Below are 15,627 nucleotides of genomic sequence, written 5' to 3' on the forward strand. Positions count from 1 at the left end.
TACGGCATCCGGCGCGACGGCGCGCGCCCGGCCTGGCAGTCATTTCGTCAGGAAGGGACAGCCCCATGCCCACCAAGGACGCTCCCGCACATCGATCCCGATCATGGTTTTCCGCCGGCTCGGCGCTGCTCCTGGTGGCTGCTGCCGGCACTGTGGCCCTCGGCGCCGGCCCCGCAGCTCTCGGCGGCCCCACACCGGCCCAGGCGCACACCATCAACGCCACCGACTTCCAGCAGGTCGAGCTGGCACGCGGTGTCGCCGACATGGGTGAACCGATGTCGCTGGCAGTGCTTCCGGACCGCTCGGTCCTGCACACCGCCCGTAACGGCACCCTGCGCCGCACCGACGCGGGCGGCACCACAACAGTGGTCGGCACTCTGCCGGTCTACACCCACGACGAGGAGGGGTTGCAGGGCGTCGGGGTCGACCCGAACTTCGCCAGCAACCGGCACATCTTCCTCTACTACGCCCCGCCGCTGTCCACCCCGACCGGCGACGCGCCCGCCACGGGCACCACCTGGTCGGCCTGGCAGGGAGTGAACCGCCTCTCCCGGTTCACCCTCAACGCCGACTTCACGCTCAACCAGGCCAGCAAGGTCGACGTGCTCGACGTGCCGGCGGATCGTGGCCTGTGCTGCCACGTCGGCGGGGACATCGACTTCGATGCCAGCGGCAACCTCTACCTGTCCACAGGCGACGACACCAACCCCTTCGAGTCCGCCGGCTACTCGCCGCTTGACGAGCGGACCAACCGCAACCCGGGGTACGACGCCCAGCGCAGCGCCGGCAACACCAACGACCTGCGCGGCAAGATCCTGCGGATCAAGGTGAACGCCAACGGGACGTACTCCATCCCGTCGGGCAACCTGTTCGCGCCCGGCACGGCCAGGACCCGGCCGGAGATCTACGCCATGGGCTTCCGCAACCCGTTCCGGATCAGCGTCGACAAGGCCACAGGCGTCGTCTACGTCGGCGACTACGGGCCGGACGCCGGCTCCACAAGCTCCACGCGCGGCCCGTCCGGGCAGGTGGAGTTCAACAGGGTCGCCGCACCGGGCAACTACGGCTGGCCGTACTGCACCGGCACCAACACCACCACCGAGACGTACAACGAGTGGGACTTCGCCACAAACGCCACCGGGGCGAAGTACAACTGCACAGGCGGGCCGACGAACAACTCCTTCCGCAACACCGGCCTCGCCACCCTGCCGCCCGCCCAGCCCGCCTGGATCCGGTACGCAGGCGACGCCGGCACCCCGACCGAGTTCGGCGGCGGCTCCGAGTCGCCGATGGGCGGCCCGGTCTACCGCTACAACGCCTCGTCGACCTCCACCACCAAGTTCCCGCAGTCGTTCGACGGGCAGTTCTTCGCCACCGAGTTCGGTCGCGGCTGGATCAAGCCGATCCACGTCAACGCCGACGGCTCCCGGGGCACCATCGACACCTTCGGATGGGTCGGCAAGCAGGTGATGGACTCCGCGTTCGGCCCGGACGGCGCGTACTACGTGCTCGACTACGGCACCGGCTACTTCAACGGGGACGCCAACTCGGCGCTCTACCGCTTCGACTATGTGGGTGGCGGCAACCGGGCGCCCAGCGCCTCGGCGAGCGCCAACAAGACCTCCGGTGCGGCACCGCTGACAGTCGTGTTCTCCTCGGCCGGCTCGTCCGACCCCGAGGGCGGGGCGCTCACCTACTCGTGGAACTTCGGCGACGGCACCACCTCCACGGCGGCGAACCCGACGAAGACCTACAACACCAACGGCACCTACACAGCGACGCTCACAGTGCGCGACCCGCAGGGTGCCACCGGCAGCAGCAGCGTGCAGATCAACGTCGGCAACACCGCGCCCACTGTGACAATCAACAGTCCCGGCAACGGGCAACTGTTCAGCTTCGGTGACACGGTTTCGTACAGCATCACTGTCACCGACCCGGAGGACGGCACTGTCGACTGCACGAAGGTCAAGATGACCTATGTGCTCGGGCACGACCAGCACGGCCACCAGATCACCTCGAAGAACGGTTGCTCCGGCACGATCACCATCCCGGTCGACGGTGAGCACGACGACGCGGCGAACATCTTCGCGATCTTCGACGCGGAGTACACCGACGCCGGCGGTCTGACCACGCACACCCAGCACACGCTGCCGCCGCGTCACCGGCAGGCCGAGTTCTTCGGCTCCTCGTCAGGGGTCAACGTGTTCAGCAAGACCCCGGCCGAGGGCGGCAAGACCGTCGGCGACATCAACAACGGCGACTGGATCGCGTTCCAGCCGTACCGGTTGGGCAACGTGACAGCGTTCAACGCCCGGGTCTCCTCGGCGGGCGCCGGCGGTACCCTCCAGGTCCGTGCCGGCTCGGCGACGGGCACTGTCCTCGGCTCGGCCACCGTTCCGGTGACCGGTGGCTGGGAAACCTTCACAACGGTCAGCGGGACGATCACCAACCCGCCGACCGCCACCACCACGCTCTACCTGACGTTCGCGGGGACGGGCACCGGGGCGCTCTACGACATCGACGCCTTCACCCTCGTCACCGGTACACCCCCCACTGGCGGTACCGGCCCGATCAAGGGGCTGGCCGGCAAGTGCCTGGACGTGCGTAGCGCGGCCACCGCCGACGGTACGCAGATCCAGATCTACACGTGCAACGGCAGTGCGGCGCAGACGTGGGCGGTGACGCCGAACTCGACGATCAAGTCGTTGGGCAAGTGCCTCGACGTCTCCGGTGCCGCCACCGCCGACGGCACCAAGATCCAGCTCTGGACCTGTAACGGCACGGGCGCGCAGAACTGGTCCGCCCAGGCCGACGGCACGCTCCGCAACCCGGCGTCCGGCAAGTGCCTGGACGTCAGCGCCAACAATTCCGCGGACAGCACCCCCGTGCACCTGTGGACCTGCAACGCCGCCGCCAACCAGAAGTGGACCCTGCCCTGATGTGAAAGGAAGGGCCCCTTGTTAACGCCTAGTGTTGTACAAGGGGCCCCTCCTAACAGTTTTAGGAGAGCGATATGCGCAGACTCCTGCGACCCGTCCTCGGCGCGGCCACCGCCGCCCTCGCCGTCATCGCCTGCACCACCCCGGCCACCCCCGCCAGCGCCGCCGACGCCCCGTACGACGTGCTGGTGTTCTCCAAGACCGCCGGCTTCCGGCACGACGCGATCCCGGTCGGCATCCAGACCATCCGTGACCTGGGTGCGGCGAACAGCTTCACGGTCACCGCCACCGAGGACGCCGCAGCGTTCACCACCGGCAACCTCGCCCAGTACGAGGCGGTCGTCTTCCTCAACACCACAGGCGACGTGCTCAACGCCAGCCAGCAGACGGCCTTCGAGTCGTACATCGGCTCCGGTCGTGGGTACGTGGGTGTGCACGCCGCCGCCGACACCGAGTACGACTGGCCGTTCTACGGCAACCTGGTGGGCGCGTGGTTCGCCTCGCACCCGGCCATCCAGCAGGCGAACGTCAAGGTGGAGGACCGTGGGCACGCGGCGACGGGGCACCTGCCGCAGACCTGGACCCGCACCGACGAGTGGTACAACTACCGGACCAACGCCCGGTCCACCGCCCACGTGCTGGCGACCCTCGACGAGTCGTCGTACTCCGGTGGCGGGATGGGCGCCGACCACCCGCATTCCTGGTGCAAGAGCTACAGCGGTGGCCGGTCGTTCTACACCGGCGGCGGCCACACCCAGGCGTCGTACGCCGAGCCCGCGTTCCGCAACCACCTGCTCGGCGGCATCCGGTACGCGGCCGGTCGCAGCAAGGCCGACTGCCGGCCCGAGACCGGCTACACCCCGCTGTTCAACGGCTCGACGGCGGGTTGGTCCCAGGCCGGGCCGGGCAGCTTCACCAACTCCGACGCCACCCTCACGTCGGTGGGCGGCATGGGCCTGTACTGGTACAACGCCAAGCAGTTCACGAACTACTCGCTGAAGCTGGACTGGAAGTTGGCCGGCGACGACAACTCGGGTGTGTTCATCGGGTTCCCGCCGTCCAGTGACCCGTGGTCGGCGGTGGACAACGGCTACGAGATCCAGATCGACGCCACCGACGCGGCCGACCGCACCACCGGGTCGGTCTACACCTTCAAGTCCGCGGACATCGCGGCTCGCGACGCGGCGCTCAACGCGCCGGGGGAGTGGAACACCTACGAGCTGCTGGTCGAGGGCGAGCGGCTACAGATCTTCCTCAACGGGGTGAAGATCAACGACTTCACCAACACCAATCCGGTACGGTCGCTGGCCGGCCACATCGGCATCCAGAACCACGGCACCGGCGACGACGCCTCGTTCCGCAACATCCGGATCAAGGAGTTGGGCACCACGCCGCCGCCGACGGGTAACACCACGGTCCAGGCCGAGGCGTTCAGCTCGGCGAACGGCGTCTCCGCGTTCGCCAAGGCCGGTGCCAACGGCGGTCAGACCATCGGTTACATCGACCCGGGCGACTGGGCGGCGTACAACGGCGTGGACCTGACCGGCGTCACCTCGTTCACGTCCCGGGTCGTCTCCGGCGGCGCGGGCGGCACCATCCAGGTGCGTACCGGCTCGGCCACCGGCCCGGTGCTCGGCTCGGTGGCGGTGCCGAACACCGGCAGTTGGACGACGTTCGCCAACGTCACCACGACCCTGTCCGGCGTACCGTCCGGCACCCAGAACCTCTACCTCACGTTCGGCGGTAGCGGCACGGGGCTCTTCGACGTGGACGACTTCACCCTCGTCAAGGGCGGCGGCACCGGCACTCCCGGTGTCGGCCCGATCAAGGGCCTGGCCGGCAAGTGCCTGGATGTGCGCAACGCGGCCACCGCCGACGGTACGCAGATCCAGATCTACACCTGTAACGGCAGTGCGGCGCAGACGTGGACGGTGACGCCGAACTCGACGATCAAGGCGTTGGGCAAGTGCCTCGACGTCTCCGGCGGCGCGTCGGCTGACGGCACCAAGATCCAGCTGTGGACCTGCAACGGCACGGGCGCACAGAACTGGGCCGCCCAGTCCAACGGCAGCCTCCGCAACCCGACGTCCGGCAAGTGCCTGGATGTCAGCGGCAACAACTCCGCGGACAGCACCGTCGTGCACCTGTGGACCTGCAACGGCGCCGCCAACCAGAAGTGGACCCTGCCCTAACCCCCAACCCCGCCACCCTCACCCCGCTGATCTTGCACTTTATGCCGGGACCATTGCCGCGATACCGGGCATGCCGGCGACCCAAAGTGCAAGATCAGCGGGGAGGGGAGCGGGTGGGCGCGTAGGGGTTCACAGCCTGCTGCCGTACCTTGGCCTGCATGGGGCGGTTCGCGCAGTGGCGCCGGGTGGTGCGGGCGCACGGGTACCGGCTGCTGCACCGTGCCGAGGAGCCTGATCCGCTGGACGGGCCGGCACCCAGCCTGAACCGACTCGACGCCCTCGTGGAGGGCTACGCCGCTGGTCAGCCGGTGCGCTGGACACTGGCCGGCCAGCCCCGGCCGTTGCCCGGCCCGGTCGACGTCGCGGCGTACCGGATCATCGAGGAATCGCTCAGCAACGCGCGCCGGCACGCCCCGGGCGCGCCGGTCGTGGTCCGCCTCCGCTACGACCCCGAAGGCATCACCATCGAGGTACGCGACGACGGCGGCGACGCCACGGCGGTGGCGGGGGAGAGCCGAGGTGCCGGGTGGGGTCTGCTCGGCGTCCGCCGTCGTGCCGAGCGGCTCGGCGGTACGTTCTCCGCCGGCCCGCGCGCCGAAGGCGGCTTCACGGTTCGGGCTGTCCTCCCCGCGCCGGAGGAAATGGTCAGATGATGATCCCGTCGCGGGGCTTTCGCGACGGGTGCGGCGGAAATAGGCTGGGGGCGGCGACCGTGACGGTGGCCGGTGACCCGGTGGGAGGCGCAACCCGCCGGGCCCAGGTGCGCTCGGCACCCACCGGTGTTCCGCCTCGGTCTCGCGTACCGGTCTGACCGGTCACCCTCGCCTCGGTCCGCACAACGGAATCCCCATCACACCAGGGGAGAAGGACAATGGCGCGACCCATCACGCTCTTCACCGGCCAGTGGGCCGACCTTCCGTTCGAGGAGGTCTGCCGGCTCGCCTCCGAGTGGGGCTACGACGGTCTGGAGATCGCCTGCTGGGGCGACCACTTCGAGGTCGACAAGGCGCTCGCCGACGACTCGTACGTCGATCGCAAGCGGGAGACGCTCGCGAAGCACAACCTTCAGGTCTTCACGATCTCCAACCACCTGGTCGGTCAGGCGGTCTGCGACCACCCGATCGACGAGCGGCACCAGGACATCCTGCCCGGCCGGATCTGGGGCGACGGCGAGCCGGAGGGGGTCCGCCAGCGGGCCGCGGAGGAGATCAAGGACACCGCGCGGGCTGCGGCGAAGCTCGGCGTGAAGACTGTCGTCGGCTTCACCGGGTCGTCGATCTGGCACACGCTGGCGATGTTCCCGCCGGTGCCGCCGTCGATGATCGAGCGCGGTTACCAGGACTTCGCCGACCGGTGGAACCCGATCCTCGACGTGTTCGACGAGGTCGGGGTGCGGTTCGCGCACGAGGTGCACCCCAGCGAGATCGCGTACGACTACTGGACGACGAAGCGGACGTTGGAGGCGATCGGTCACCGGCCCGCCTTCGGGCTGAACTGGGACCCGTCGCACTTCGTCTGGCAGGAGCTGGACCCGGTGAACTTCATCTTCGACTTCGCCGACCGGATCTACCACGTCGACTGCAAGGACGCGAAGGTGCGTACCGGGGATGGCCGGCGCGGTCGGCTCGCCTCGCACCTGCCGTGGGCGGATCTGCGTCGCGGCTGGGACTTCGTCTCCACCGGGCACGGCGACGTGCCCTGGGAGGACTGCTTCCGGGCGTTGAACGCGATCGGCTACACCGGCCCGATCTCCGTGGAGTGGGAGGACGCCGGGATGGACCGTCTCGTCGGCGCTCCGGAGGCGCTCCAGTTCGTCCGCCGGCTCGCGTTCGACGCACCGAGCGCGGCCTTCGACGCCGCGTTCAGCAGCAAGGACTGACCGGCAGCGGGACTGGGCGCGTCGGCGCACGGTCAGCCGTACTCCGGACAGACCACGGGCCGGTCGCCTTGCGGCGACCGGCCCGTCGACGTGCGGTTGGTCAGAGCGTGCTGCCGTTGGTGCCCGAGCCGGACGGCTTGGAGCGGGGGGTCGTAGCCGACGGCGACCCGGAGGTCGTGCCGACCGTGCTGCTGTTGCCCGACGAACCGGAGCCCGCCTTCGCGCCCACCGTGGCGGGCGTGCCGGCGAACGCGTCGTCGGCGGCGGTCAGTTCCTGGCTGCCGTTGCCGGTGCCCAGCTTCTCGCCCAGCTTGGTGTGGCCGAGCTTGTCCTTGCCCTCGCTGTAGAGCTTGTTGGCCTGGGCCTGCGCCACCCCGGCCGCCTCCTGGACGGTCGGGTGGTCGAGCACCTTGCGGCCCCGAACCACGAGCTCTTCGTACTTCTCCCGGCCGGCACGGGCGCCCAGGACGAATCCCGCAGCCAGCCCGCCAAGAAACATGATCTTTCCGCGCATGGCGGCTCCTTCCGTACCTGACGCGCCGTCGCTCCTCGGGGTTGCCCCGTCGGAGCCAATTCGCGCCTGCGTCCTCTGTCCGCAGCTAACTACCCATCCTGCTCCCCGCTCAAGCCTGCTTGTGTGGGGATGGCGATTTGCCCTTATTGCGAATGCGCCGTGTCGCTGACCTGCCCGACCCGATCATGATGACTGAGGGGCGCAACCCACTGGACCATCACCGGGGGATGTCCTGTACTCTTGTCCCGTCGCACGGCACCGGCGAGATCACGGGGCCGGGCGGTGCACGATCCCCTGTAGCTCAATTGGCAGAGCAGCCGGCTGTTAACCGGCAGGTTATTGGTTCGAGTCCAATCGGGGGAGCTTCGCTCCACATCAACGCCCGTCGGCTGACAGCCGGCGGGCGTTTTCGCGTCCCCGATCTACCCCTGGCACCCCGATCGGTACCCGTTCAAGGGTGCCCGTAGGCGGTTTGCCCTCTTTGGGCGTCCTCGACCGGCAGGATGGTCGATGTCGACTTAGACTCCGGCTGCGTCGATTGATGCGTCGATTTGGGATGGTGCGGATGTCCGGACGAGGAGGCTTCGGCCGGGCCACGCTGATCGCTGTGGCCGTCGTGCTGGCCTGGCTCGTGGTCGGTGGCGTGGCCGGGCCGTACGCCGGGCGGTTGAGTGAGGTCTCCACCAACGACAACGCCGCCTTCCTGCCCACCGACGCCGAGGCGACCCGCGCCCAGGATCTGGCGGCCGGGTTCGTCGACCGCGAGACCGTCCCGGCGCTTGTCGTCTACGAGCGGACCTCGGGGATCACCGACGCGGACCGCCAGCGGGTGGGCGCCGACGCGGCCAGGTTCGCCCAGGTGCCCGGCGTGGTCGGCCCACTGCCGCCGCCGATCCCCAGCGAGGACGGCCAGGCACTCCAGGTCGTCGTGCCGGTGGACGACGCCGAGGGCGAGGAGATCGGCTCCGTCGTCGAGCAGTTACGCGACATCGCCGGCGGCGAACGGGACGGGCTCAGCGTGGACGTCGCCGGGCCGGCCGGCCTGCTCGCGGACCTGATCGAGGTCTTCGCCGCCATCGACGGGCCACTGCTGCTTGTCACCCTCGTGGTGGTGCTGATCATCCTGCTGGTCGTCTACCGCAGCCCGGTGCTCTGGGTCTTTCCGCTGCTTGCCGCAGGCATGTCGTACGCCCTCGCGTCGGTCTTCGTCTACCTGCTCGCCGACGCCGACATCATCAAGCTCAACGGGCAGGCACAGGGCATCCTCACAGTGCTGGTCTTCGGCGCCGGCACCGACTACGCGCTGCTGCTGATCGCCCGCTACCGCGAGGAGTTGCACAGGCACGACCGCCCGTGGGACGCCATGCGTACGGCGTGGAAGGGCGCAGCGCCCGCCATCATCGCCTCCGGCAGCACAGTCATCGTCAGCCTGCTCTGCCTGCTGCTGTCCAGCCTCAACTCCAACCGGGCACTCGGCCCGGTCGCCGCCATCGGCATCGCCGCAACGCTGCTGGTGATGCTGACCTTCCTGCCCGCGCTGCTGGTGCTCGGCGGCCGTTGGGCGTTCTGGCCGCGTAGACCGCACCGGGACCAGGCCGACCCGCAGGCCGAGCACGGCATCTGGAGTCGTATCGCCGGGTTCGTGGCCCGGCACGCCCGCCCGATCTGGCTGAGCACAGCTGTCGTGCTGGCCGTTCTCACGCTCGGTCTCACGCAGCTCGGCGCCACCACCCTCGGCCAGTCCGACCTGTTCACCCAGCGCACCGACTCGGTGGACGGCCAGGACGTCATCGCCAGGCACTACCCGGCCGGCACCGGCAGCCCGGCCACCATCTTCACCACCGAGCAGACCGCCCGCCAGGTCGCACAGGTGGCGCAGGGGGTGCCCGGTATCGCGGCGGTCCGTCCGCTCACCGCCGGCCCGCAGACCGGCCCACCCGACCCGAACGCCCCGCCGAAGGTCGTCGACGGGCGGGTGGAGTTGGAGGCGACGCTCGCCGACGAGCCGGACAGCGACGGCGCCGAGCAGACCATCCGCAACCTGCGCGTAGCCGTCCACCAGGTGCCCGGCGCGGACGCTGTGGTCGGCGGCTTCACCGCGATCAACGTGGACACATCCGACGCGGCCCGGCGCGACCAGAACGTCATCATCCCCGTGGTGCTGGCGGTCATCGCTGTCATCCTGGCCCTGCTGCTACGTGCGCTTCTCGCCCCGCTGCTGCTTATCGCCACCGTCCTGCTCAGCTTCGGCGCCACCCTCGGCCTCTGCGCGCTGCTGTTCCGCCACGTCTTCGACTTCCCCGGCGTGGACACGTCGTTTCCGCTGTTCGCGTTCGTCTTCCTGGTCGCCCTCGGCATCGACTACAACATCTTCCTGATGAGCCGGGTCCGCGAGGAGTCGGTGAAGCGCGGCACCCGCGCCGGTGTGCTCGCCGGTCTCGCCGTCACCGGCGGCGTGATCACCTCCGCCGGCATCGTGCTCGCCGCGACGTTCTCCGCCCTCGCCGTCCTGCCGCTTGTGGTGCTCGTCGAGCTGGGCACCGCTGTCGCGGTCGGCGTACTCATCGACACGATCGTCGTCCGGTCGCTGCTGGTGCCGGCGCTCGCGTACGACATCGGGCCGAAGGTCTGGTGGCCGGGCCGGTTGTCCCGGGCGAACGGTGAGCGGGAGGCGCGCGATGCCGGCTGAGACGGACGTGGTCATCGTCGGCGGCGGCCTGGCCGGCCTCGCCGCCGCACGCCGGCTGCACCGCGCGGGCGTGCCGTGGCGGCTGGTGGAGGCCAGCGACCGGCTCGGTGGCCGGGTCGCCACCGACGTCGTCGACGGCTACCGGATCGATCGCGGTTTCCAGGTGCTCAACACCGCCTACCCGAGGCTCGGCACGCTTATCGACACCGGGCGGCTGAACCTCGGCTACTTCACCTCCGGAGTGCTGGTGCGCAAGAGCGATCACCTGCTGCGGCTGGTCAACCCGCTGCGGGAGCCGACCGGCGGGCCACGCACCGCGCTCGCCGGCGTCGGCTCGCTGCTCGACCGGGTGCGCTTCGCCGCGCTCGCCACCGGCTGCGCCACCCTGCCCGTGTCCCGGCTGCTCGCCGCGCCCGAGACCACCACCGAGACGGCGCTGCGCCGCGCCGGCCTCTCCGACGCGATCATCGAGGACTTGCTGCGCCCGTTCCTGTCCGGAGTGTTCATCGACCGCGAGCTGGTGACCTCCAGCCACGTGCTCGCGATGGTGCTGCGCTCCTTCGCCCGCGGCCGGATCGGCCTGCCCGCCGACGGGATGGCCGCGCTGCCCCGCGCCATCGCCGACCCGTTGCCTGCCAACCTGCTCGACCTGGACACCCCTGTCACGCAGGTCGCGCCCCGCCTGGTCCGCACCCGCGCCGGCGAGATCCACTGCCGGGCCGTCGTGGTCGCCGTCGACCCGCCCGCCGCGTCCGCGCTGCTTCCGGCCCTGGCGAGGGTACGCATGCACAGCTACACCACGTACTACCACAGCGCGCCCGAACCGCCGCTTGGCGAACCGATCCTGCTCGTCGACGGCGACCGGCGGGAGATCGTCACCAACACGGTGGTGCTCAGCAACGCCGCCCCGACGTACGCGCCGGACGGTCGGCACCTCGTCGCCACGTCGGTGGTGGGACCGACAGCCCCGCCCGAGCCGACCATTCGGACCGAACTGACCCGGCTGTACGGTCGATCCACCGACGACTGGACCCACCTCACCACAGTTGTCGTCCCGGACGCGCTGCCCGCCGCGCCGCCACCGCAGGGGCGACTGCGTAAACCCGTGGCGCTGGGACAGGGGCTGTTCGTGGCCGGTGACCACCGGGACAGCCCGTCCGTCCAGGGTGCCCTCGCCAGCGGCTGGCGCGCCGCCGGTGCGGTTCTGGAGGAGCTGCGCGCCACGTAGCCCGGCGTTCGAAGACCAGAAAAAGCGGGACATCGCAGCCGTAGTTGATCACCTATGATCCCCGCCATGCCCGCACCTCTTCCGGCTCCCACCTTCGATGCCGGTGCCGCGTACCCCGAGGTCAACGACCTGCGCAAAGCGCTCGACGCCGCCGACTGGCCCGCCGTGCGGGCGCTGTTCGCCGACCGCGACCAGGACAGCCGCACGCTGCTCGTCGGGGAAGCCGGCAGCCACACCGAGACCGACACGTTCCTGCGCCGGGTGTACGACGAGGACCCCACCGACGCCCTCGCCGGCACCCTGCTCGGCACCCACCTCATCCGTGCGGGATGGCGGATCCGCAGCGGCGCCCGAGCCCAGGACGTCAGCCGGTCGCAGTTCGACCAGTTCCATGACCACCTGCGCCGCGCCGAGCAGGTGCTCATCGACGTCACCGCCCGACACCCGGACGACGCGGCCGCGTGGACCCAACGCATCACCCTCGCCCGGGGCCTCGAACTCGGCCAGAACGAGGCGCGCCGCCGCTACGACCGGCTCGCCCACCACCACCCGCACCACATGCCCGCACAGGCGAGCCTGCTCCAGCAGCTCTGCCCGAAGTGGAGCGGCGACTGGGACCGGATGTTCGCGTTCGCCCGCGAGTGCGCCCAGGCCGCACCTGACGGGGCGCCCAACGCCGCGCTGATCGCCGACGCGCACCTGGAACGCTGGCTCGACTTCGACAGCGCGCGGGAGCAGACGGCATACCTGCGCAGCACGCCGGTGGTGGACGAGATCATGCAGGCCGCCCAGAGATCCGTGCTGCACCCGGACTTCGCCGATCGGTCGGACTGGGTCTGGGCCCGCTCGATGTTCGCGCTGATGTTCAGCCTGACCGAGCAGTGGTCCGCCGCCGCGAGCCAGTTCACCGCCCTCGGCAATCTGGGCAGCGAGTTCCCCTGGATCTACGTCGACGGGGCCGAAGGGTTCACGAAGTACCGCGCCAAGGCGTACGCGAAGGGTGGCCAGTCATGATCCAGCACTTGGACGTGGACGGGGTGCCCACGCTGCTCGCCCCCACCGGCGGGCCGATGCACGCCGGGTTGACCTTCCGGGTCGGCACCGCCGACGAGACGCTCGCCCGGTCCGGCATCACCCACCTCATCGAGCACCTCGCGCTCGCGCCGCTCGGCCTGGCCGACTACCACATCAACGGCATGACGGCCCCCGCGTACACCATGTTCCACACCCAGGGCTCCGAGGCCGACATCGCGGCGTTCCTCACCGCGGTCTGCGCACACCTTCAGGACCTGCCGCTGGCGAGGCTGGAAGTCGAGAAGGAGATCCTGCGTACCGAGTGGAGCAGCCGGGGCACCGCCGCGATGGACGACATCCCGCTGTGGCGACACGGCGCCCGGGACTTCGGACTGACCAGCTACCCCGAATGGGGCCTCGGCGCGCTCACCGCCGACGACCTGCGCGAGTGGGCCGCCCGGTGGTTCACCCGGGAGAACGCAGTGCTCTGGATCGCCGGCGACCGGGTGCCCGCCGGGCTTCGCCTCGGGCTGCCCGCCGGGGTCCGTCAGCCCGTACCGGTGGCCTCGTCGGCACTGCCACAGACCCCGGCGTACTTCGTCAGCGGCTCGCGGGCCGTGGTGCTCGACTCCGTGGTGCGCCGCAGCACCGCCGCCAACATCTTCTCCGGGGTGCTGGAGCGCGAGCTGTACCGCTCGCTCCGCCAGGACGCCGGCCTGTCCTACACCACCACCACGGGGTACGAGCCGCGCGGCGACGGGTACGCGTCGCTGCGGGCCCTCGCCGACGCGCTGTCGGAGAAGCAGGACGCCGTGCTCGGCGGCTTCATCGACGTCCTCGCGAAGATGCGGGTCGGGCGGATCGAGCAGGCGGACCTGGACGCCACAGTCGCCAAGCGGGAGGACTTTCTCGGCATCGCGGAGGTGGACGCCGCACGGCTGCCGTCGTACGCCCTCAACGTGCTGACCGGGCAGCCGAACTCCACAATCGACGAGCACCGGGCCGAACTCAAGACCGTCAGCCTCACCGACCTGCACGAGGTGGCCGAGGAGATGATGGCGTCGGCGCTGCTGATGGTGCCCGGCGGGCACCGCGCCGACTGGGCCGGCTTCGTCGCCGCACCCACCCACTCCGCCGACACCGTCGACGGCACCACGTACCGGGCGAAGCAGGGCGCCGGTGGCCTCCGCGTCGGCACGGACGGGGTGACCTACCTGAACCCGAGCGGGCCGCTCACCGTTCGCTACGACAGTTGCTCGGCCATGCTCGCCTGGCCGGACGGCGCGCGACAGATGATCGGCGCGGACGCCATAGTGCTGCACATCGAGCCGACAATGCTCGAGTTGCCCCCGGGAACGATCCAGGCCATCGACGCCGGGGTGCCGTCCGACCGGCACGTCACCATGCCGGCCCGCACGCCGGACCAGATCCCCCAACCGAAGCCGATCGCTCACCAGGACGAGCCCGCAGGGCGTTCCTGGTGGGAGATCCCGGTGATGGTGCTCAGCGGTCTGGGAACCCTGCTGATGGGCGGCTTCTGCCTGCTGCTGACCATCGGCATGTTCGCCGCCGACAGCGAGCCGGACGACAAGTGGTTCTGGGGCGTCATCGCAGTCGGTTGGCTGCTCACTGTTATCCTCGCGTTGCCCATCGTGCTGCTCAACCGACGGCGGCGGTGATGAGGTGAGGCCGGATCGCTGCTGGCCTGTGATCCACCGGGCGGGATAAGATCCGGCGCGGTGTCAGGGGCGGTAGCTCAGCCGGTTAGAGCAGGGGACTCATAATCCCTCGGTCGCGGGTTCGAGTCCCGCCCGCCCCACCAGCCGTTTTCCCTGGTCAGCCATGCTGCCGACGACCCGGGCGAACCGCGTCGAGGTCCGGACCGATGCCCTCAGTCCGCACTGAGTCCGCAGCCGCACGACCCGCCGCACGGTCGAGGCGGTCCGCCACTTGGTCCAGGTCGTCCTCGAACAGGTCCGCGTACACGTCCAGCGTCATGGCCGCCGAGGCGTGCCCGAGCATCCGCTGCACCGCCTTCACGTTGGCGCCCTCAGCCACCGCCAGACTGGCCGCCGTGTGCCGCAGCTCGTGCGGGGTCAGCCTTATCCACGGTGCGGTGAATTCGGCTGACACTCCGGCGCACGTCGCTGACACGCTCGTTGCCGCAGCCCTGGATCAGGGTGGGCACGACAACGTCACGGTGATGGTCATCGACATTGAGCACCAAGCGCCCGACCACCGTTGATCGGTCATCGAGGGACAACGGACACAGCGAGCCCACTGCCGAATTAGCCTCTTAGAGGATCAAGGCGGCCCGCAAGCGGGCCGCGCCGGACGCGCTCGGCCTGCTGGCGGCGCAAGCGCCGGCACCGGCCGGCGCGCCGGCCGATTGCAGGTGCTCTAAGGACCGGAACCGATGCCTCCGGCGGGGATCTTCGACAGAGATGGGGCCGCGGCGGAGATGGGCTTGAGGCAGAGGAGCGGTACGTGGCAGACGAGGTATTCCCGAGTGATCTTTCCGGCCACTTCTGGACAACGCTGGAACACCGGCCTGAACTCGATCGATGGCGCTTCGAGATCATCGACTACCAGAACAACGTCCTGCTCAGTGGATTGGCCTGTAGCGAGCGGCAGGCCGCAGCCATTGTCAACGCATGGGACCAGGTGATCGCAACGTCACCCGACGAAGAGGACCCCAGCATGGATTGAGTCGATGACCCGGAATGACGGGTGGCCTGCGATGGCTACGGAAGTTGGTCCTCATCACCGAGGTTCAGCATGAAAGACGATCCGGGGTGATCCGGTTGCCACCCAAGGTCAAGCGCCTGTCGTATGGCGCTGGCGACCGCCGAAGGCAGCACCGGAGACGACGGAGCGTTCATCCAGTTGACCGGATGAGGCGACGCCAGCTGGACGACGAGAGTGGCGCGGCCAGGCGGATCCGTCCGCTCAACAGCAAAGCTCAGCGGCGACCAGGTCAAGCCCTGGCTGTACGTCGGCTTCCGGCGGACGATCCAGCGATAGCCCTTGCCATCGACAACGACCGGCCTACTGCCTCGCTTGTTGAGCGCCACCGAGCCTCCCACCATGCCGCAGCAGCACTTCGCGGCCGTAAAGCCATTCGTACAGCCAACACTGTCGACCAAGGCCGACGCGATCCGACAGCGGCAGA

At 69.7% G+C, this 15,627-nt stretch carries 12 protein-coding genes and 2 tRNA genes; 11 read left to right on the plus strand and 3 right to left on the minus strand.

The features are described 5' to 3' along the window. Positions 1 to 65 precede the first annotated feature (65 nt). The 4 genes from F4558_RS02715 (at position 66) to F4558_RS02730 (ending at position 7,010) form a co-directional block, all read left to right on the plus strand. Positions 66 to 2,939: a PQQ-dependent sugar dehydrogenase gene (locus F4558_RS02715; protein WP_167943078.1), complete on the plus strand. Its 2,874-nt coding sequence runs from the start codon at positions 66 to 68 to the stop codon at positions 2,937 to 2,939. A 74-nt stretch (positions 2,940 to 3,013) separates the two neighbouring features. Further along, the gene (locus tag F4558_RS02720) at positions 3,014 to 5,131 is read left to right on the plus strand and encodes a ThuA domain-containing protein (protein ID WP_167943079.1); all 2,118 of its coding nucleotides are present in this window, start codon (positions 3,014 to 3,016) and stop codon (positions 5,129 to 5,131) included. A 158-nt stretch (positions 5,132 to 5,289) separates the two neighbouring features. Then, positions 5,290 to 5,784, plus strand: a complete 495-nt coding sequence (locus F4558_RS02725) for a sensor histidine kinase (RefSeq protein WP_167943080.1) — start codon at positions 5,290 to 5,292, stop codon at positions 5,782 to 5,784. Positions 5,785 to 6,002: 218 nt separating this feature from the next. Further along, entirely contained in the window at positions 6,003 to 7,010 is a 1,008-nt protein-coding gene (locus F4558_RS02730) for a sugar phosphate isomerase/epimerase family protein (RefSeq protein ID WP_053653341.1), read from the plus strand. 100 nt (positions 7,011 to 7,110) lie between these two features. Here F4558_RS02730 and F4558_RS02735 read toward each other — a convergent pair whose 3' ends face one another. After that, on the minus strand, positions 7,111 to 7,524 hold the full coding sequence (locus F4558_RS02735) for a hypothetical protein (protein ID WP_053653340.1): 414 nt from the start codon (positions 7,522 to 7,524) through the stop codon (positions 7,111 to 7,113). Between the two features lie 290 nt (positions 7,525 to 7,814). On the opposite strand from F4558_RS02735, the gene F4558_RS02740 reads away from it, so the two are divergent. The 6 genes from F4558_RS02740 (at position 7,815) to F4558_RS02765 (ending at position 14,277) form a co-directional block, all read left to right on the plus strand. After that, positions 7,815 to 7,887: transfer RNA gene (locus F4558_RS02740), tRNA-Asn, on the plus strand. Between the two features lie 202 nt (positions 7,888 to 8,089). After that, positions 8,090 to 10,213: an MMPL family transporter gene (locus F4558_RS02745; protein WP_167943081.1), complete on the plus strand. Its 2,124-nt coding sequence runs from the start codon at positions 8,090 to 8,092 to the stop codon at positions 10,211 to 10,213. Further along, positions 10,203 to 11,441 (plus strand): FAD-dependent oxidoreductase, encoded by a 1,239-nt coding sequence (locus tag F4558_RS02750; RefSeq protein WP_167943082.1) that lies wholly within the window; start codon positions 10,203 to 10,205, stop codon positions 11,439 to 11,441. The genes F4558_RS02745 and F4558_RS02750 overlap by 11 nt, the downstream gene beginning before the upstream one ends. Before the next feature lie 66 nt (positions 11,442 to 11,507). Continuing rightward, entirely contained in the window at positions 11,508 to 12,455 is a 948-nt protein-coding gene (locus F4558_RS02755; protein WP_167943083.1) for a tetratricopeptide repeat protein, read from the plus strand. Then, entirely contained in the window at positions 12,452 to 14,134 is a 1,683-nt protein-coding gene (locus F4558_RS02760; protein ID WP_167943084.1) for a M16 family metallopeptidase, read from the plus strand. Before F4558_RS02755 ends, F4558_RS02760 begins: the two co-directional genes overlap by 4 nt. 66 nt (positions 14,135 to 14,200) lie before the next feature. Next, positions 14,201 to 14,277, plus strand: a tRNA-Ile gene (locus tag F4558_RS02765). A gap of 14 nt (positions 14,278 to 14,291) precedes the next feature. On the opposite strand, the gene F4558_RS31365 is transcribed toward F4558_RS02765, so the two are convergent. Continuing rightward, positions 14,292 to 14,588 (minus strand): tyrosine-type recombinase/integrase, encoded by a 297-nt coding sequence (locus tag F4558_RS31365; protein WP_053653336.1) that lies wholly within the window; start codon positions 14,586 to 14,588, stop codon positions 14,292 to 14,294. A 354-nt stretch (positions 14,589 to 14,942) separates the two neighbouring features. Here F4558_RS31365 and F4558_RS02775 point away from each other — a divergent pair, with 354 nt between their 5' ends. Beyond that, on the plus strand, positions 14,943 to 15,164 hold the full coding sequence (locus F4558_RS02775) for a hypothetical protein (protein ID WP_053653335.1): 222 nt from the start codon (positions 14,943 to 14,945) through the stop codon (positions 15,162 to 15,164). A 35-nt stretch (positions 15,165 to 15,199) separates the two neighbouring features. Here the strand turns inward: F4558_RS02775 and F4558_RS02780 are convergent, their stop codons facing one another. After that, entirely contained in the window at positions 15,200 to 15,529 is a 330-nt protein-coding gene (locus tag F4558_RS02780; RefSeq protein ID WP_167943085.1) for an ATP-grasp domain-containing protein, read from the minus strand. Between the last annotated feature and the right edge of the window lie 98 nt (positions 15,530 to 15,627).

The organism is Micromonospora profundi, from assembly GCF_011927785.1.
Lineage (GTDB): Bacteria > Actinomycetota > Actinomycetes > Mycobacteriales > Micromonosporaceae > Micromonospora > Micromonospora profundi.